This is a genomic window from Paenibacillus sp. sgz302190 (genome assembly GCF_059820445.1).
In genome coordinates, this window is sequence record NZ_JBZYAO010000023.1 from 23,620 (window position 1) to 42,307 (window position 18,688).

18 protein-coding genes and 1 pseudogene are annotated in these 18,688 nt (G+C 41.2%); all 19 read left to right on the forward strand.

The window, feature by feature from the left end; all coding sequences use genetic code 11:
• Positions 1-40: 40 nt before the first annotated feature.
• The 19 genes and pseudogenes from csrA to AC6RNO_RS23220 all read left to right on the forward strand — a co-directional run bounded on the left by csrA (position 41) and on the right by AC6RNO_RS23220 (position 18,606).
• The gene (csrA, locus tag AC6RNO_RS23130) at positions 41-280 is read left to right on the forward strand and encodes a carbon storage regulator CsrA (protein WP_497106911.1); all 240 of its coding nucleotides are present in this window, start codon (positions 41-43) and stop codon (positions 278-280) included.
• 133 nt (positions 281-413) lie between these two features.
• Complete coding sequence (locus tag AC6RNO_RS23135; RefSeq protein WP_497106912.1) at positions 414-1,652, forward strand: flagellin N-terminal helical domain-containing protein; 1,239 nt, start codon at positions 414-416, stop codon at positions 1,650-1,652.
• Between the two features lie 246 nt (positions 1,653-1,898).
• Complete coding sequence (locus AC6RNO_RS23140) at positions 1,899-3,734, forward strand: 6-hydroxymethylpterin diphosphokinase MptE-like protein (RefSeq protein WP_497106913.1); 1,836 nt, start codon at positions 1,899-1,901, stop codon at positions 3,732-3,734.
• Positions 3,731-4,753 carry an SDR family NAD(P)-dependent oxidoreductase gene (locus AC6RNO_RS23145; protein ID WP_497106914.1) on the forward strand — a complete coding sequence of 341 codons (1,023 nt, stop codon included), beginning with the start codon at positions 3,731-3,733 and terminating at the stop codon, positions 4,751-4,753. The genes AC6RNO_RS23140 and AC6RNO_RS23145 overlap by 4 nt, the downstream gene beginning before the upstream one ends.
• The gene (locus AC6RNO_RS23150) at positions 4,750-5,466 is read left to right on the forward strand and encodes a cytidylyltransferase domain-containing protein (RefSeq protein WP_497106915.1); all 717 of its coding nucleotides are present in this window, start codon (positions 4,750-4,752) and stop codon (positions 5,464-5,466) included. The genes AC6RNO_RS23145 and AC6RNO_RS23150 overlap by 4 nt, the downstream gene beginning before the upstream one ends.
• Before the next feature lie 19 nt (positions 5,467-5,485).
• Positions 5,486-6,475 (forward strand): glycosyltransferase, encoded by a 990-nt coding sequence (locus AC6RNO_RS23155; RefSeq protein WP_497106916.1) that lies wholly within the window; start codon positions 5,486-5,488, stop codon positions 6,473-6,475.
• Positions 6,476-6,490: 15 nt separating this feature from the next.
• Positions 6,491-7,153: a methyltransferase domain-containing protein gene (locus AC6RNO_RS23160; RefSeq protein ID WP_497106917.1), complete on the forward strand. Its 663-nt coding sequence runs from the start codon at positions 6,491-6,493 to the stop codon at positions 7,151-7,153.
• A 17-nt stretch (positions 7,154-7,170) separates the two neighbouring features.
• A complete protein-coding gene (locus AC6RNO_RS23165; RefSeq protein ID WP_497106918.1) occupies positions 7,171-8,349 on the forward strand; it encodes an ATP-grasp domain-containing protein in 1,179 nt (392 codons plus the stop codon).
• A complete protein-coding gene (gene pseI, locus AC6RNO_RS23170) occupies positions 8,339-9,415 on the forward strand; it encodes a pseudaminic acid synthase (protein ID WP_497106919.1) in 1,077 nt (358 codons plus the stop codon). Before AC6RNO_RS23165 ends, pseI begins: the two co-directional genes overlap by 11 nt.
• Before the next feature lie 23 nt (positions 9,416-9,438).
• Positions 9,439-10,386, forward strand: coding sequence for a GDP-mannose 4,6-dehydratase (locus AC6RNO_RS23175; RefSeq protein ID WP_497106920.1), 948 nt, complete (start codon positions 9,439-9,441; stop codon positions 10,384-10,386).
• Between the two features lie 32 nt (positions 10,387-10,418).
• Positions 10,419-11,612 carry a UDP-4-amino-4,6-dideoxy-N-acetyl-beta-L-altrosamine transaminase gene (gene pseC, locus AC6RNO_RS23180; protein WP_497106921.1) on the forward strand — a complete coding sequence of 398 codons (1,194 nt, stop codon included), beginning with the start codon at positions 10,419-10,421 and terminating at the stop codon, positions 11,610-11,612.
• Between the two features lie 89 nt (positions 11,613-11,701).
• Positions 11,702-12,076 (forward strand): flagellar protein FlaG, encoded by a 375-nt coding sequence (locus AC6RNO_RS23185; RefSeq protein WP_497106922.1) that lies wholly within the window; start codon positions 11,702-11,704, stop codon positions 12,074-12,076.
• Between the two features lie 24 nt (positions 12,077-12,100).
• Complete coding sequence (fliD, locus tag AC6RNO_RS23190; protein WP_497106923.1) at positions 12,101-13,627, forward strand: flagellar filament capping protein FliD; 1,527 nt, start codon at positions 12,101-12,103, stop codon at positions 13,625-13,627.
• Positions 13,628-13,652: 25 nt separating this feature from the next.
• Positions 13,653-14,051, forward strand: coding sequence for a flagellar export chaperone FliS (fliS, locus tag AC6RNO_RS23195; RefSeq protein WP_497106924.1), 399 nt, complete (start codon positions 13,653-13,655; stop codon positions 14,049-14,051).
• The gene (gene fliT / locus AC6RNO_RS23200; protein ID WP_497106925.1) at positions 14,044-14,376 is read left to right on the forward strand and encodes a flagellar protein FliT; all 333 of its coding nucleotides are present in this window, start codon (positions 14,044-14,046) and stop codon (positions 14,374-14,376) included. The genes fliS and fliT overlap by 8 nt, the downstream gene beginning before the upstream one ends.
• A 243-nt stretch (positions 14,377-14,619) precedes the next feature.
• A complete protein-coding gene (locus tag AC6RNO_RS23205; RefSeq protein ID WP_497106926.1) occupies positions 14,620-14,790 on the forward strand; it encodes a carbon storage regulator in 171 nt (56 codons plus the stop codon).
• Between the two features lie 196 nt (positions 14,791-14,986).
• Positions 14,987-15,404 (forward strand): annotated as a pseudogene (locus tag AC6RNO_RS23210) (flagellin N-terminal helical domain-containing protein); the annotation flags it as partial.
• Positions 15,405-17,932: 2,528 nt separating this feature from the next.
• Entirely contained in the window at positions 17,933-18,265 is a 333-nt protein-coding gene (locus tag AC6RNO_RS23215) for a flagellin (RefSeq protein ID WP_497106953.1), read from the forward strand.
• Positions 18,266-18,423: 158 nt separating this feature from the next.
• On the forward strand, positions 18,424-18,606 hold the full coding sequence (locus AC6RNO_RS23220; RefSeq protein WP_497106927.1) for a carbon storage regulator: 183 nt from the start codon (positions 18,424-18,426) through the stop codon (positions 18,604-18,606).
• The last annotated feature ends 82 nt before the right edge of the window (positions 18,607-18,688 follow it).

Sequence of the window (18,688 nt, forward strand, 5' to 3'; positions counted from 1 at the left end):
TAATGTAACGACAGATTAATCTCGAAGAGGGTGAATCATCATGCTAGTGTTATCTCGAAAAAAAGGGGAGTCCATCGTTATCGGCAACGATATTGAACTTGTTGTTCTAGGTACGGAAGGAGATACGGTTCGGTTAGGTATTCGTGCGCCTAAACAAGTCGAAGTATACCGCAAAGAAATCTTCTTGGCGATACAGGAATCCAATAAAGAAGCATCCCGAAGCACAACTTCGCTCGAAGAAGTGAAAAAAATGTTGAATTTTAGAAAAAAAATTGAATAGGCTCTTCATTTCTCGCATAATCCTTCCGATAATGATATTGTAGGTTATTCAATAGGGCGGCCGACCTACTGGAATAACTAGAAATCCACATGGATGTGGATCACACTATGAACCTTCAGGGAGGAAGAAAAACATGATTATCAATCACAACATCGCAGCAATGAACACTCACCGCCAATTGACGGGCAACACTTCCAATGCTAACAAATCTTTGGAGAAATTGTCTTCCGGTCTTCGTATCAACCGTGCAGGCGACGACGCTGCTGGTCTGGCAATCTCCGAGAAAATGCGCGGCCAAATCCGTGGTTTGGACCAAGCTACTCGTAACTCCCAAGACGGCATCTCCTTGATCCAAACAGCTGAGGGTGCATTGAACGAAACTCACTCCATCCTGCAACGTATGCGTGAACTTGCCGTTCAATCCGCATCTGATACTAATACAGCTCAAGACCGTACTAACCTTCAAGCAGAAGTAACTCAATTGACTTCTGAAGTTGATCGTATCCGTGATACAACGCAATTCAATACACGTTCCCTGTTGAACGGTAACTTGTCAGGAACTACAGCGGGTCTAACTGCTATCGCTACAATTGACAACAACTCAGCATTAAATTCAGCTACAGCAATAACAGACAAATTGTCTGCACTGACAGATGTTAACGGAAACTCCCTGGGAATTTTGTCTTCTGATTCTATCGTTGTTAACTATGTTACTAGCGCTGGTACTTTGATGACAACCAGCTTCGTTGTTAGTGGTTTGACACTGTCCGCTGTTGCTACTACAGAATTCTCCGTAGCTGTTAACACAACTTCTGGTGGTATTGATTTCATCGCTAACACTGCTGGTTTTGCAGGAGCAATTAACGGTCTGACTATTACTGTTAAAGATTCCTCAGGAACAATCAAGCTTAACGGCACAAACATCTTGAGCAATATTCATCAAACTACAGCAGCTGCTGATAAAGTAACTAATGATGGACGAGTTACTTTCCAAATCGGCGCAAATGCAAACCAAAGTCTACAATTAGAGATTAAAGATACCGGTGCAACCGCTCTGGGTATATCTGGTATTAAAATTGATACTGCTCAAGGTGCAAACATTTCAACAAGAGTATTGGATGAAGCAATTCAAAAAGTTTCTTCCCAACGTTCTTCCCTTGGTGCGGTTCAAAACCGTCTGGAACACACAATCAACAACTTGGGTGCAGCTTCTGAGAACTTGAGTGCAGCAGAATCCCGTATTCGCGATGTGGATATGGCTAAAGAAATGATGAACTTCACTAAAAACAACATCCTTACTCAAGCTTCCCAAGCTATGCTTGCTCAAGCTAACCAACAACCTCAGGGCGTTCTTCAATTGCTTCGTGGTTAATAGGTAATAAAAAGGAGTCTTTTTTGACAATTTGTCAAAAAGGACTCTTTTTTGTTTTATTATGGATGAATTTTACTCTGACTTTTATCTTAAATTCTGAACTACCTAAACCGATATATATTTATAGATTATTAAAACTGCCTTCATAAAGATAGATAGCACTAACTATTTCAAGTGGCTTATGATAAGAAACTTTCGAATATGAGAGTTTCATTATATTGAAAAATTCTTACAAGAGGTGTGATCATGAGCCAAATGGAACAAAATTTGCAATTATTATGTACTAGATCTTGGCATTCAGTAGACTTAATTCAACAAAATGAACTTTCCTATGAATACGCAGGTATGATGGACAATTCGGAGTTTTTTGTAGACCTTACTAAAAAAGACCGTGTGTATGAAGTTAGGGCCGAGTTGGACTTAGAAAAACTACCTAATAAAAATCGCAAAGAGTTATTTTTCGTTATAGGACTCTACGGGGCAGAAGAAATTCAAGCATTGATTGAACAGGCAAATGAATACTCGTTGTTTATAATTATTGAACCAAATCCAACGTTGCTGCATTATGCATTTGAAAATAAAAAACTTGAATTTTTAGAAAGAGATAATGTAATACTGATATCACAGTCTGATGATAAATTACCAAATACGTTAGAAAGGTTACTTTCCAGCGTAATCATTTTTATGACATCGAATCTGAAAATTTATGGAACTTATTATTATAGAAGATATGATGCTAAAGTTTATGCAAATGTTGTGAAAACAGTATCCATACAAGTTAAAAATAAAATATATAATACTGGAAATTCCATTGGAGATTCACTCGTAGGAATTCAACAGTCCATGAGTAATTTTAAAAATTTTATTAAATCCAAGGATGCTGGGGCGTTAAAGGGAGCTTATACAGGTCTTCCTGCAATTGTAGTATCCGCTGGCCCATCGCTTGAAAAGAATATACATTATTTAAAAGAAGCAGTTGGAAAGGTACCTATTCTAGCTGTAGATACTATTGCAAGTAAACTAATACAGCAGGGCATCACACCTGATTTTATTTGTTCAGTAGAGCGTGGCATTGAGACTTACAAATATTTTTATCAAGATAGAGCTTATCCTGAATCTGTTACTCTTGTTGGGCCATCAGTACTCTGGCCTGATATATATAATGAATTTAAAGGATCACACATTATTCCGTTTAGAAGGAACGTGGGCGAGCACATATGGCTATCAGGCGCTATGGGCAAAAGTGAAAAAGACCATAGCATTTTCATGGGAATGTCCTGTGCGCACGTTGCCTTCGGTATGGCAGTCCATTTGGGATGTTCACCTATTGTATTGGTTGGACAAGATTTGGCCTACTCGGATGATGGTGTAAGGTCACATTCCTCGGGGACTATTTACGACGATGAGGGTCTTGCTGTTAAAGACGAAGCTGTTATTGTTGAGGGCTACTATAAGCCGGAAGTCCGTTCTACACTTACGTGGAATGTGTTTAAAGGACTGTTTGAAGTAGAGATTGCTCGTCACAAACTTAATGTAATCAACGCTACAGAAGGCGGAGCTAAGATTCAGCATACGATTCAAAGGCCCTTAAAAGATGTAATTGCTGAATATATAGAAGGCCGAAAAGAAATCAATGTTTATGAGTTGATTCGACAAACGCCAACTTATGAATTTGACTTAACGTATATTCAGGAAGGTCTACAGAAAGAAATCGATTACTTTACCTCAGTCATTGAACATGCGAATAAATTGAAAAAGCAACTTTCCCGTATAAGGGTGAACCCGCTTGCTAGCAACAAAGAAATGATTCGAATATTTGAGAAATTAGAGAAAACTAATACTTTATTTCTACAAATTCGAAATCATTCATTGCTTATGCATACGATGCAGCCGGAAGTGATTCTATCTGTACAAGATTTAAATATGCTGGATCAGGTTTTGAGAGTGGATGTTTTGCAAGAAAATCTTAAAATTCAGCTAAGATTTATTGAAATTACAATCGTAACTTTAAAGAAAATTGTTGAATACGTCGAAATGGGCATCGGACAACTAGATGAACAGAAGGAGACAGTGCTATCATGATGCCGTTTTTTCAAGATAAGAACATACTTGTCGTAGGTGGGACAGGCACGATAGGGAAGAGTTTGGTCATGCATATTTTAAAGGATAATCCAAAGGTTATTCGAATCTTCAGTCGCGACGAATTCAAACAATTTGAATTGCAACAAACACTTGGCGAATTTACAAACATTCGTTATTTAATTGGGGATGTGAGAGACAGTGACCGACTACTTCGAGCTATGGAAGGAATCGATTACGTATTTCATGCCGCCGCAATGAAACATGTCCCTGCCTGCGAATACAACCCATATGAGGCTGTCCAGACGAATATCATTGGCACACAGAATGTAATCCAGGCTTCTCTGACAACTGGAGTTAAAAAAACGATTTTTACGAGTACGGATAAAGCGATTGCTCCTTCGAACACCTATGGTGCTTCCAAGTTAATGGCCGAGCGATTGATTGCATCGGCTCAATATAATAGCGGATCCAAAGAAACAAAATTTGCCGCAGTTCGATTCGGCAATGTTATGAACTCAAGAGGCTCAGTTATACCCTTGTTTCAATCGCAAATTGAAAAATCCAGAAAAATAACTGTAACTGATTTAAAAATGAGTCGATTTATGATGTCTTTGGATCAGGCAACTGAGTTGACGATTCATGCAATGAAACAGGCGCAAGGTGGAGAAATATTTGTATTAAAGATGCCTGTAATAAGACTCGAAGACTTAGCGCACGCAGTAATAAATCAAATGTCAGATAAGCTAAACCTAGATCCAACTGATATTCAAATCGAGCAAATTGGTTTAAGGCCTGGCGAAAAAATGTTTGAAGAACTCATGACCATCGATGAAGCCAAAGGTGCTATCGAACTTCCGGAAATGTTTATAATTCCAAACTCATTCTTAAAGATGGAAAAAAGCTATTCGAATGCAAAGCCAGCAAAATTGCAAAGCTATAGTTCTGGTGATGTGGAGCCTATTTGCAAAGCAGAAGTTGAAGAGATGTTAAGAAGGATTTCCGATTGGGAGGCAGTATGAGTGTAGCTGCGATTATTCAAGCGCGAATGGGGTCTACTCGTTTACCAGGTAAGGTCATGAGAAAATTAGGGGATCAAACTGTCCTTGCTCATGTCATTCAAAGGGTAAGAGCAGTTAAAGATATAAGTGAAGTAATAGTCGCTACGACCCATAATCCAATAGATGATATCATCGTTGAAGAGTGTCTGAGATTAGGGGTAGAAGTTTCCCGCGGGAGTGAAGAAGATGTTTTATCGCGTTATTATGAAGCTGCTTCATTAACAGATGCAGGGACGATTATCAGAATAACATCTGACTGCCCTTTAATTGAACCAACAATTATCTCAGAATCAATTAGATATTACAAAGAGCAGTCAATTGATTATGTTACCAACGCAGGCTTCCCCCGAGGTTTGGATGTGGAAATATTTAGTAGGGAAACATTGGAGAAGGCGTTTAAGTATGGTAAAGAACCATCGGAAAGAGAACATGTAACTCCTTATATCTATAATCACCCTGAGTTATTCAAATTATCATCTCTATATAGTGAGCATAATTGGGAGCATTATCGATGGACTTTGGATACAGCTGAAGATTGGGAATTCATTGAAACAATTTATAATCGGTTATACAAAGCAGGCACTATCTTCTCATGGCTTGAAATCCTGAACCTTCTTGAGAAAGAACAAAATTTATTGCTCATTAATTCGCATGTACAACAAAAACAAATTTAATCGTTAATGAGGGATTTATTTGCAAGAGTTAATTGTTTTTCTGGTTATGGCTGGAAAGTCGATTGGTCTAGGTCATTATAACCGTATGAAAGTTATACGAAATGAACTCGGGGAAAGAGGAAAAGTAACCAAGTTTTTAATAGTCGATCCACAATCCGAATTAACTTGGAATGAGAATGAATGTGTTTTTAATGCGTTTTCAGATCTTCTAGCCTATTTAACAAAGAATACACCAATTGTTTTGGTTATTGATATGCCAGTTCAATTTTATGATAGCTTCAATTATGATGAAATAATAAAGCTCGGAATTTCTGTAATTATTATCGATGATAGTGATGAACTACAATGTTCTTTGAAATACCAAAGCAAAATATCTTGCAGCTTAATGTTCGAGAACAAGAAATCAGATTCTCAACACCTGTATGGAAGTCGATATTTGATTATTAATCCAAATTTTCATAGATGGATGGAACAAAAGCGATCTATTAGGCAAGTGCCTCAAAATGTTCTGCTCTCATTTGGCGGCAGTGACCCGAACGATGTAACAAGCATTGTGCTTAAAGCAATGGACAATAACAGTGAGAATAAAGCGCTAAATTTAGAGGTTATTTTAGGATTACTGGCTAATAATCTTAAGGAAGAATACCAAAACATTAATTATCATGTTTACCGAAATGTAACGGATATGGCAGAAAGGCTCTGGGAAACCGATATAGCAATTATTTCAGGTGGGGTAACCATGTATGAGGCGTGTGCATTAGGAACTCCAATGTTATTAGTAAATCAGAATAAGGAGCAAGATGATGAAGCTGCTGCACTAGAACGTCTAGGGGCAGTAATTAATTTGGGGATGCATGATGAGTTCTCTGAAGAGAAGTTAAGGGATGCAATTAATTTGACAAAAGACCATGGATTCCGTAAGCAGCTTTCAGAAAGAAGCAGATCATTGATAGATGGCCAGGGATATCGACGAATTGCCGATGTAATACTAAGTTGTTTAAGAAATTAATAGGCGGAGGAAATTATGTATATTGAAACTCATGAAGGAAAATGGGATGAACTGCACCAGCATACACAATTTAAGCCTAAGTATCCGAGTGAATCGGTGATTAGGTTCGCAAAAGGAAACTTTAAAGAACCTCAGAATACCTCCCTGCTAGATTTAGGGTGTGGTTCAGGCAGACATGTTGTAGCTTTGGCTGATGAGGGATTTATGATGTCAGGAATTGATTTTTCAGAGATTGGTTTAGCCGCAGCCAAAGAATTCTTGGATTCGCGTAAATTAAATGCCGAATTAATTCAGGGGTCTATTTTAACACTTCCATTTGAAAGTGAATCTTTTGACGGTATTATTTCATTCGGAGTTTTGTATTACTTTGTTAAAAGAGATATTGAATTAATCGTTGATGAGATATATAGAGTCTTAAAAAAAGGTGGAAAAGCGTTTTTAGTTGTAAGAAGTACTGAAGATAAAAGGTTTGGTAAAGGTGAAGAAGTTGAAAGAAATACATTCAAGATGACGAGCAATTTTAGTAACGAAGAGAATTTATTGATTCATTTCTTTGACGAAAATGAGATAAAGGATACTTTCCACAAATTCTCCGATATAAATATTGGATTTTGTAATGAAGCACTATCCTCACTAAGTGAGTACAATTCTGACTATTTAATCACTGTAACTAAATAACTACAGAGGATCTGATTATGAAAAAACTGTTAATACTGGGTGCAGGACCTCTTCAAGTTCCCCTTATACGTAAGGCAAGGGAGATGCAGATTTATACAATAGCAGTTGACATGAACTCAGATGCTGTTGGGAGTTCCGAAGTTGATGAGTTCCACCCAATCAGTACGAATGATGTTGAGAAATTATTGGATCTATCTTCGAATCTAGAGATTAGTGGAATTATTACAAATTCGGATTATCCGATGAGGACTGTTGCCAGAATTGCTCAAAAGTTAGATCTGCCTGCACTTTCGCATCCTACTTCTGTTATCTGTACTAACAAGCTTTTACTTAGGGAAATGTTGAGTACTGCAGGCATAAATACAGTTCGTTTTGCAAAGGTTGAGCAGATTAAAGATATCTATGCAAAAGTTGATTATGTAGGGTATCCCTTCATTCTTAAACCCGTTGATTCTTCAGCAAGCCGTGGAGTCAGCTTGGTTGAGAATAGCAAGCAAATTGCTGAAGCTTTTGAAAGAGCTTTGGTAAACTCAAGAGACCAAGTATTAATCATGGAGGAATATGTTACTGGGAGGGAGTTTTCCGTTGAAACGATCACTGAAAATTATCGTACCAGAGTTATTGCCATAACGGAGAAAACAACATCAGGTCCTCCATATTTTGTTGAAACAGGACACATTATACCTGCATCCGTTAATGGGGAAGAAAATGAATTAATAAGCAACCTCGTTAGTTCGTCCCTTGCTTCTGTTGGGTTTGAAATTGGTCCCGCACATACCGAAGTAAAGTTAAATGAAAAGGGCGCCCATGTAATTGAAATTGGCCCCCGATTAGGTGGAGACTATATAACATCTGATTTAGTGCCATTAGCGACAGGATATAATATGCTGGAGAATGCTATTTGCTGTGCGATGGGTTTTCCTCTAAAGACTTTTGAATATACAAAGCAATATGCAGGAATCATTTTCTTGAAATCTCGAAAAGGAACGTATAAATCCGTTGAAGGCATTGAATTATTAGAGAATCACCCTAATGTTGGACGAGTTGAGATTCTGGTCAAACAAGGTGCTGTGATAGGGAAATTGGGCAGTAGCCATGATCGAGAAGGATATATAATTTTGAAATCAGACAATCGAGATGAATTGAATACACTGATGAGGGAGTTGCCTTTGCAGCTTACTTGGGATGTTTCATGAAGGAGGTATTCTTTTGAGCGAATTTTCAGTAGGGAAATATAAAATTGGTCCTAACCATCCGCCTTTTATTATTGCGGAAATGTCTGGGAATCATAATCAGTCTTTGGAAAGAGCGCTTGCTATTGTTGAAGCTGCAGCAGCAGCGGGAGCTCATGCGCTTAAGTTGCAAACATACACAGCTGATACAATGACACTTGATATAGAAGAAGGCGATTTTTTCATAAATGATCCTGAGAGTTTGTGGAAAGGCACTTCATTACATAAGTTATATGAAGAAGCTCATACGCCATGGGAATGGCATGCTCCGATATTTCAAAGATGTAAAGAGCTAGGGATTATTTGCTTTAGTACACCTTTTGATGAGACGGCAGTAGATTTTCTGGAGTCTTTAGGTGCTCCTATGTATAAGGTAGCTTCTTTTGAAAATACAGATATTCCTCTCATTCAAAAAATTGCGAAGACAGGGAAACCTATTATTATTTCAACAGGAATGGCAACTGTAGCTGAGCTTGACGAGACTGTACGAGCTGCACGGGAAGCAGGTTGCAAGGATTTAGTATTATTAAAATGTACAAGTACTTATCCTTCCACCCCAGAAAACACCAACTTATTAACAATACCGCACTTAAAGGAACTTTTTAATTGCCAGGTAGGGTTATCAGACCATACAATGGGCATTGGTGTTGGTGTAGCTAGTGTTGTATTAGGAGCAACTGTTATAGAAAAACACTTTACACTACGACGAGCAGATGGCGGGGTGGATTCTACGTTTTCGCTAGAACCGGAAGAACTAAACGCCTTAGTTATTGAAACTGAACGTGGATGGCAGGCTCTGGGTAAGATCACATATGGTCCAACGGAGAAGGAGAAGTCGTCATTAAAATATCGCAGATCGATCTATATCTCGAAGAATATGAAAGCAGGCGATGTTTTCACTCTTGAGAATGTTCGGACGGTTCGCCCTGGCTTTGGACTTCCTCCGAAACATCTGGGGGAAATCCTTGGAAAATCAGTAAAGGTAGATGTTAGCAAAGGAACGCCTCTTAGCTGGGATTTGTTACTATAACTCTTAAATAAATGGGTGAAAATATGAAGATTCTACTCACCGGCGGAGCCGGTTTCATAGGAAGATGGGTGGCCAAAAGACTGCTCCAAGACGGCCATCAAGTATGGATTATCGACGATCTGTCAAATGGCAGAGAGGATAATTTAGAGGAGTTCAAGGGACATCCGGGTCTTGGGGAATTCAGAGTCGGTAATATTCAAAATGAACAGCTTCTGGCTGAAATGTTTGAATCTCATTCTTTTGATATCTGTTACCACTTAGGTGCATCCATTAATGTTCAAGATTCGATTGACAACCCTCGGACTACTTTTAATAATGATACGCTAGGAACATTCTATTTACTCGAACAGTGTAGAAAACATCAGGTTAAAATGGTGTTCATGAGCACATGTATGGTATACGATCGCTGTAATGATGATAGAGGCATTGACGAGAAGCATCCAATCAAGCCGGCATCACCATATGCAGGGGCTAAAATTGCAGCGGAGAACATGGTTCTGTCCTACTATTATGCGTATCAATTACCAACAGTCGTTATTCGACCATTCAATACGTATGGCCCTTTCCAGAAAACCGGTGGAGAAGGTGGCGTAGTGGCCATTTTCATTAAAAATAAACTTCAAGGCAAGGACCTAAATATTTACGGGGACGGGATCCAAACGCGCGATTTGCTTTATGTGGAGGATTGCGCGCGGTTCGTTGTGCAAGCTGGTTATTCGAGTGAAGTTAATGGCGAAATTATTAATGCCGGCTTGGGACGGGATATTTCCATAAATGAACTGGCGGAGCTTATCGTTCAAGATGAATCAAGAATTAAGCATGTTCCTCATATTCATCCGCAAAGTGAGATTCAGAAGCTTTTATGTAATTATGATAAAGCCAAACGGATACTTGATTGGGAGCCTCAGGTTTCGCTAGAAGAGGGCATTAAACGTACAGAGGAATGGATTCGAACAAGTCACCTGATGTAACAGGTGGCTTGTTTCAAATAACGGAGGTCAATATGAGCGACAAATTAGCTATAGATGGTGGTACCCCAATCCGACAGAAGCTGCTTCCTTACGGGCAGCAATGGATTGATGAAGATGACATTCAGGCAGTTACAGATGTTCTTCGTGGTGATTTTATTACTCAAGGTCCTAAAATCTTGGAATTTGAAAGACATGTTGCAGAGTATGCGGGTTGCAAATATGCTGTTGCGTTTTCAAGCGGAACCGCGGCTCTGCATGGTGCTTGCTTCGCCGCGGGTATTGGTGAAGGCGATGAAGTCATTACAACGCCGATTACTTTTGTCGCCAGCAGCAACTGTGTTTTGTATGTAGGCGGTACACCTGTATTCGCTGATATTAAAAGGGATACTTATAACTTAGATCCAGAAGATGCGGTTCAAAAAATTACGGATAAGACGAAAGCTATTATTCCGGTAGATTTTGCAGGACAACCCGCGGAAATGGAACGCTTCAGAGAGATTGCCAACTTACATCAACTTGTACTTATTCAAGACGCTGCTCACTCTTTGGGAGCTGAATATAAAGGGCGCAAAGTAGGTACCTGGGCTGATATGACCATGTTTAGTTTTCATCCTGTTAAACATGTGACAACTGGTGAAGGCGGGGTCATTGTAACGGACAACAAAGAATATTACGACAGAATGCTGCTATTCCGTAATCATGGAATCACAAAAGATCTGTCTGTCATGCATAAGTCGGAAGGCGCTTGGTATTATGAGATGCATGAGCTTGGTTACCATTACCGGATCACAGATATTCAAGCAGCTCTAGGTGTGTCTCAGATGAAGAAGCTGGATGATTTAGTTGAGAAACGCAGAGATATTGCAAGGATCTATACCGCCGAATTTAATGGTTTGGAGGGTGTTACTATTCCATACCAGCATCCGGATTCAAACTCAAGCTGGCATTTGTACGTATTGCGTCTTGAACTCTCTAAATTGAAAGTAGACCGCAAGGTTATTTTTGATGCATTACGCGCTGAAAATATTGGGATTCAAGTTCATTACATCCCAGTTTACCATCAACCTTATTATCGGAATATTGGCTACTCACAAACCGATTGCCGTGAAGCGGAGGCTTTTTATAACGCGGAGATTACGATACCGCTCTTTCCAAAAATGCAGCGGCAAGATATACAGGATGTAGTGAATGGTGTGAAGAAAGTGATTAAACATTACTTAAAATAAACCGGGAATTTCCCTAGATTACTCTAATCTCATCATGTTCACTTGCCGATATATATAATAAAAGCCGTGATCACGATGGAGGTTGAAGTATGGATCCCAAATTGTCAGCCGTAAATCCGATAACACCGGTAGTTCCTGCGGCAAATCCTGTAAGAAACATTGCACCGGAATCCTCGAATTCCATAGCATCTGTGCAAGATTTGAAAACAGCCGTTTCACAAGGACAAAATGTATCAATTAGTGACGAACAGTTGATCAGGGCAATCGATCGTGCTATTAAAGCTGTCCAAGGACCGAATACATCCCTGGATTTTTCGATTCACGAAAAGACGAAGAAAGTGATTGTTAAAGTACTGGACAAAGATACGGGAAAAACAATTCGAGAAATCCCGGATGAGAAAACGTTAGATTTTCTGGCGAAAGTTTGGGAAGCGGCCGGTATTTTGATTGATGAAAAGAGATAATGAAACCTGAAGGAGGAGATTTCTATGGTTGAGAGAGTCGGCGGACTTGCCAGTTCGATGGACACGGATGCGATTGTTGCTAAGTTAATGAAAGCAGAGAGGGTTCCCGTAGATAAGCTAGGGCAAAAGAAGCAAATACTGCAATGGACGAAAGATGCTTATCGGGATATGAATAGCAAGATATATGATTTTCGAAACAACAAACTTTCTAAATATCGCTTGGAGAGCACCTTTCTTGCTAAGAAAGTCGATATTACCGGCGATACGACTTCGGTAACTGCTGCAGCAACAGGAACTGCTACTCCGGGTACAAGCACAATCAAGGTAAACAATCTTGCTACGGCGGCATCTGTTGTCGGAGAAGCGGACATTCGCTCGAATGCAGCGACTTTTGACCCCAGCAAAGCGCTGTCAACTCAAAGTTTTGCAGGCGGTATCGATACTACGAAAACCAGTTTTACAATTAATGGAAAATCAGTCACCTATGATGCTACTACTGATTCACTGAATACTATTATTGCACGTATTAACCAGCAAACAGATGTGTCGGCTTTCTATGATTCGAGTACAGGAAAGGTATCACTTGTATCTAAACAAACCGGGGAAGTAAATGATACGACAAATGCTGCCTCAAATAGCGGAAAAAATATTACTTTCTCCGGTGATCTATTAACGAATACTTTCAAAGTTACAGGCGCGACAGCCGCTAATGTTACTGCTGGTACGAATGCCAGCGTGGAGATTAATGGATTAGCGACAACCCGTACAAGTAATACATTTTCTGTGAATGGGTTAGATATTACATTAAAGGCAAAGACGACAACTTTAGCTACATTAACTGTCGGTACAGACACAGATAAAGTGGTAGATGCCATAAAATCGTTTATCAGCGATTACAATGATATGGCGAAGACGTTGAACGATAAAATCAGCGAGAGCAAGTACCGTGATTTTCAACCGCTGACAGATGATCAAAAGAAAGATATGAAGGATACGGATATTACGAATTGGGAGACGAAGGCCAAAAGCGGACTCCTTAAAAACGATGACATCTTAAGTAAACTTATTACTGACATGCGAATGGATGCCGGTTCCGTTGTGACCTCCACAGGCGATTCCAAATATAAAACGCTCAGTTCCATAGGTATCACTTCTGGAGCTTATTCCGAGAAAGGCAAATTGTACTTAAGTGACGAAGCTAAATTACGTGAGGCTATCGAGGCCAATCCTGATGCTGTCTCGAAGTTATTTACAGCCACGGGGAATGGAGACAGTGACCATTCGGATGAAGGAATTGCCAAGAAAATGTATGACCATACACAACAAGCATTAAAGAGTTTAATTAATAAGGCAGGAAGTGTCGGTTCCGGGAGTTATGACAATAGTATAATCGGAAAACAGTTGTATAATGTCGCAGGAGACATAGACGCTGGCAATACCCGATTGACTGACATCGAAACTCGTTATTACAAGAAATTTACTGCGATGGAACAGGCCATTAATAGGTATAATTCACAATCTTCCGCTCTGAGTCAGATGAGCAGCAAATAATAATTAGTGGCAAGGAGGATTTCTTGTGATCAAAACACAACAACAAAATAAATACTTGGAGACCTCTGTTCAGACTGCCACGCCTGCACAATTACTCATTATGCTGCATGATGGAGCAATACGCTTTTGCAGGCAAGGTTTAGAAGCAATTAAGTCGAATCATGTTGCTGATGCTAATCATTATTTAGTTAGGGCCCAAGATATCGTTCGCGAGCTTATGGCCACATTAGATAAAAATGCAGATATCGCAAAAAATTTAGAGCCACTGTATGAGTATTTTATTTTCCGGTTAGTCGAAGCTAACGTTAAAAAGGAAGCTGCTTTCGTAGAAGAAATCTTGACTCATCTTATTGAGCTTAAAGACACATGGATTCAAGCCTCAAAACAAGTCAACGCTGCTTTATCCGGGGTTAAGCATGGATAATCATTTGAATGAATTAGAGTCTTTAATGAATTCTATTGTATCTCGGATTAATGATGTCGATATCGATCAAATCGTACAGTTTGTCGAGCAACGGGATCAGCTTGTGAAACAGATAGTTGAGAATGCTTCAGAAAACACGCCTGAACCATACAAATTAAGAGTCATGAACATACTTTCATTGGACCCGATCATCTTAAATAAGATGGATAGCTTAAAACAAGAAGTAAGTCAAAGGATTCAAAAGGTAGATTTCGCCAGACACCAAAGAAGTGTTTATGAAACTGTGTATTCGAGGGAAAGTGCTTTTATAGATAAAAAGAAATAAATGAAACCGAAGTTTTTTTAATAGAGCTATAAACTTTTGACATCTTCTGCCGATATATAGAATAGGCAGGTAAATGATAGTTAGTCCGAACTCACAAATTCATACCCCATATAAGTCAAGGATGGCTTGATAGGCGCTACATCTCCTCCGCAGGATGCGGAAGAGAGCGGCGACTTATTGAGCCGTCCTTTTTTTGTTTGCTCAAACTATCATTTCGTAGAATTTTTCAAGGAGTGGTAAATTATGCTGGTTTTGGGTAGGAGGCCCGGAGAATACGTTATGATTGGGCATGAAATTAAAGTTCAGGTAGTAAGGAGCAAAGACGGCGATCTCAGACTTGCCATAACCGCTCCGAAAGAAGTACCTATACTGCGTGGAGAAGTATACGAATCAAGTTTTGCTTCCGAGAACTGAATACAGCTTGGTTGCGGAACAAACTCAGGGACGAGTCGTTCCCTCCTGATAGTCGGTAGGATACCGAATACAGGAGGATAACGGCTCGTCTTTTTTCATTTCCCGGTAATAAATTGCCGTTTCGGCAATTTGTTATATAAAGCTTCAAGGTGAAAACGGATGTTCACCGTACCCAACTAAAGGAGGAGTTAAATCAATGAGAATCAACCACAACATCGCTGCTCTGAACACGTATCGTCAATTGAGCAGCAACAGCACGCAAACGAACAAAGCACTGGAGAAGCTATCTTCCGGTCTGCGCATCAATCGCGCAGCTGATGACGCCGCAGGTCTTGCGATCTCCGAGAAAATGCGCGGCCAAATTCGCGGCTTGACACAAGCGAGCAGCAACGCGCAGGACAGTATTTCCTTAATTCAAACGGCTGAGGGTGCGCTTAACGAAACGCATTCCATCCTTCAGCGGATGCGCGAACTTTCCGTACAAGCGGCCAATGACACGGCTACTGACTCTGACCGTGCCGAGCTGCAAAAAGAAGTCGCTCAATTGAAATCCGAAGTAGACCGGATTGCAAGCACAACCGAATTTAATACCAAGAAATTGCTCAACGGCAGCTTGAGCGCAGCAAAACTCACGCAAGGCTCGATCGAAGCATCGAACAAGTTCGATGTGGCGGACGTATTGGGGACAAGCGGTTCGATTACAGGCGGCGCAAATGCGACTACAAGCACAGCAAAATCCGGACAATCCGGTACGGGATCTTCTTACACAGCCGGTGGAACAATCGCTGACAAAACCGTTATTCAAACTGGCGTTAACGATAGATTCAACATCCAAATTAACGGAAATTCTTACGAGGCTACGATTGCGGCAAGTTCTTCGGCAGGCTACAGCAAACAAGAGTTTGTAGACGCATTGAACGCGGCTGTTAAAAATGCTGTAAATACTGACTGGAGCAACGAAAATAATCAGGCTACGTTTACCTTGGGAACGGATGGCCGCCTGAGTGTCACTACAGCTTCCAAAGGAAGCTTTGCGGCGGATACTATCACATTCAGTAAGGCTAACTATGGCGATGATGATAAAGCTATAGCAGCTGTTGCTGCAGGTGCAGATGACTTTACATTATCTTATAAAGGACTAACTACTGCTAGTATTGCTCCGGCTGCGGTTGCTGTAGGCGCCTTGGCATCAACAGCGGTAGCCGATCTGCAAACCCAAATTGACGCTGCTTTGACGACTGCGGCAACAGCGGCCGGCACTACTTACACGGCTGGTTCGGTTAAAGTAGGCTATGATAAAGCAGGTCATATTACTTTTACGGATACGAATGGTACAGGAACACTTGCCATTGCTTCCGGTACAGGAACTTTTACCCCAGGCGACAAAAGTGAAAAGACTAATGTCAAAGTTTACGGTTCGGCAGTTGCTGACCAATCCGCTACTTCCGCAATGGGCTTCGCCGAGAAAGCGACGACGATTAACGGCAGCAAGGATTTGAGCGCCGGTCTTTCAGTGGATGCGAATAATTCCAAATTCAATATCCAAATCGGCCATGGCAACGCAGGCGCTGCGGTAACTATTGACTTGACAGCCGATGCCAGCGTGGCAACGAAACTGTCTGTCGGTCAGAATGCCAGCCTTGGACAAGTGAAAGATGCGTTGCAAAGCGCACTTGATAGCAAGCTTGGCAAAGGAACCGTCACTGTGAGCGCGACAGACGGCCGATTGGTTTTGAGCAACAATGTAGGGTCCAAAACATTTAAACTTACTGAAGTAACTCCGGGTACCACTACAGGAGTAAAAACGCTATTTGATTCGGCAGGAACAGCAACCGCTACACCTATTCTTCAAGGCAACAACGTGATTACGGGCGGTAAGGATACAATTAACTCTGTGAAAGCAGGCACAGTGATTTCCAAAGACGTGAATGATCAGTTTACGTTAGGTGTAAACGGTAATGCGGCAAAAACTTTAACTTTAACGGCAGGCACATATGCAACCGCGAAAGATTTGATTGCCGAGGTCAATAACCAAATCAACGCCGACAAAGATCTGGTCGGTAAAGTAAAAGCTCAACTGGACAGCGATGGTAAAGTTCAGTTCGTATCCACAAGTACTGGAACTAGCTCCAGTGTAGTAATAGACGATCCGGCAGTCAAAGCGCAAAGCGCTCTCGGTGCTTTCGGCTACACCGGTTTCTCCAGCCAACTGACTCAAACGGCCGGTAGTGCTGTTGACATTAAAAACGGGTTGGATCTGGCGACAAATGCGAAAGACCGGAAATTCGATGTGACTTTAGGCAATAAAACAGTTACCATTGATCTTTCTTTCGAAGAAGGAATTAACACCGATGCTTCTCTAACCAATAAATTGACTTCCGGCGATGCGATTGTAAGAGCATTGCAAAATCAATTGAATAAAGCGTTTGGCGACAATGCTATTACAGTAAGCACGGTAGAAACAGATAAAGGCGAGCAGAACCTGGTGCTTACTTCCAACACTCGTGCCAGCTCGCTTAAAGTCACAAATGGCTCTAGTGACGGAGGAGTCACTCCTAACACAGGCGCTAACGCATTGTTCGGTGCTACCAAAACTGGCGCAGCCGGCGCAGCATCAGCACTTGATTCCGTTTCTGCAAGCGTGAGCGCAACAATAGCTACAGTTTCCAAAACAGGCACAGACGCAATAGATAAAACACTCGACACAACTACCAAACTGGTTGATATGTCCGATGTAGACGGCAACAAGCTGGGGCTGACTGCCGGGAACGTGATCAACGTTACAGGCACGCAGAATGGTAAAGCATTCTCTACATCCATTACAGTTAAAGACACTTCTACAGTCAGCGACATTATGAACTCTCTGCGCGATCTGGATGCATTCCAAGGCGCTACCGTATCCCTGGACGCAGAGACCGGCAAGTTCATCGTGAAAGGTGCAGACGGCGCAAGCAAAGATATTTCCAACCTGAAATTCACTGCGCAAAAATCGTCTACTGACACGACAGGCATAGCAGCATTCAATACGCAGTTCGGCAAGTTTAACGAAACGCAGCAAGCGCAAAACGCAAGCTCCGACAAATCGCTGACGATGCAAATCGGCGCGAACCAAGGACAAACGCTGCAAGTGGACATCAACGACATGGGTACTGAAGCTCTGCGTATCCAAAATGTGGATGTATCGACTGCCGCCAATGCTCAAACTGCAGTTTCCGTTGTAGACAACGCGATCGTAGCTCTTTCCTCCGAGCGAGCTAAATTGGGTGCATATCAAAACCGTTTGGAGCACACCATCAACAACCTGGGAACATCCGCAGAAAACCTGACTTCCTCCGAGTCCCGTATCCGCGACGTAGATATGGCGAAGGAAATGATGGAATTCACGAAAAACAACATTCTTTCGCAAGCTGCTCAATCCATGTTGGCTCAAGCAAATCAACAGCCACAAGGCGTGCTGCAATTGCTTAGAGGATAAATCGTCTAGTCCGTTTTTCCAAGGGTCTTAGCCAGGCTAAGGCCCTTTTGGCGTGTCTCCACCCCCCTCTCCACCCTAAGGGGGATTTTTTGGAAGAACCTCTCAAGTATAATCAATAAGCGCCTAAACTTTTAACGATGGTACAAGGGGGAAACAGGATGCTGGTTGTAGGCAGAAAATGCGGGGAATATATCGTGATCGGCGATCATATTAAGGTTCAGGTCGTCAAAAGCAAAGACGGTGCTCTTCGGCTTGCCATAGAGGCGCCGCGGGATTTGCCGGTCTGGCGCGGTGAGGTGTATGAGGAAATGACGGATAAGCCGCACTCCAAGGCGAAGTGAGGAGATGCTTTCAGGTTCGCGGGGCGGTTATATGAAATAATTGGAGTAGTATGCTATGATTGTGGGAATAGTACTATTTACC

Excerpts from the sequence above, each read along its gene's own strand:
- csrA (WP_497106911.1), top strand. The coding sequence starts at position 41 with ATGCTAGTGTTATCTCGAAAAAAAGGGGAGTCCATCGTTATCGGCAAC.
- AC6RNO_RS23135 (WP_497106912.1), top strand. The coding sequence starts at position 414 with ATGATTATCAATCACAACATCGCAGCAATGAACACTCACCGCCAATTG.
- AC6RNO_RS23140 (WP_497106913.1), top strand. The coding sequence starts at position 1,899 with ATGAGCCAAATGGAACAAAATTTGCAATTATTATGTACTAGATCTTGG.
- AC6RNO_RS23145 (WP_497106914.1), top strand. The coding sequence starts at position 3,731 with ATGATGCCGTTTTTTCAAGATAAGAACATACTTGTCGTAGGTGGGACA.
- AC6RNO_RS23150 (WP_497106915.1), top strand. The coding sequence starts at position 4,750 with ATGAGTGTAGCTGCGATTATTCAAGCGCGAATGGGGTCTACTCGTTTA.
- AC6RNO_RS23160 (WP_497106917.1), top strand. The coding sequence starts at position 6,491 with ATGTATATTGAAACTCATGAAGGAAAATGGGATGAACTGCACCAGCAT.
- AC6RNO_RS23165 (WP_497106918.1), top strand. The coding sequence starts at position 7,171 with ATGAAAAAACTGTTAATACTGGGTGCAGGACCTCTTCAAGTTCCCCTT.
- pseI (WP_497106919.1), top strand. The coding sequence starts at position 8,339 with ATGTTTCATGAAGGAGGTATTCTTTTGAGCGAATTTTCAGTAGGGAAA.
- AC6RNO_RS23175 (WP_497106920.1), top strand. The coding sequence starts at position 9,439 with ATGAAGATTCTACTCACCGGCGGAGCCGGTTTCATAGGAAGATGGGTG.
- pseC (WP_497106921.1), top strand. The coding sequence starts at position 10,419 with ATGAGCGACAAATTAGCTATAGATGGTGGTACCCCAATCCGACAGAAG.
- AC6RNO_RS23185 (WP_497106922.1), top strand. The coding sequence starts at position 11,702 with ATGGATCCCAAATTGTCAGCCGTAAATCCGATAACACCGGTAGTTCCT.
- fliD (WP_497106923.1), top strand. The coding sequence starts at position 12,101 with ATGGTTGAGAGAGTCGGCGGACTTGCCAGTTCGATGGACACGGATGCG.
- fliT (WP_497106925.1), top strand. The coding sequence starts at position 14,044 with ATGGATAATCATTTGAATGAATTAGAGTCTTTAATGAATTCTATTGTA.
- AC6RNO_RS23205 (WP_497106926.1), top strand. The coding sequence starts at position 14,620 with ATGCTGGTTTTGGGTAGGAGGCCCGGAGAATACGTTATGATTGGGCAT.
- AC6RNO_RS23215 (WP_497106953.1), top strand. The coding sequence starts at position 17,933 with ATGGGTACTGAAGCTCTGCGTATCCAAAATGTGGATGTATCGACTGCC.
- AC6RNO_RS23220 (WP_497106927.1), top strand. The coding sequence starts at position 18,424 with ATGCTGGTTGTAGGCAGAAAATGCGGGGAATATATCGTGATCGGCGAT.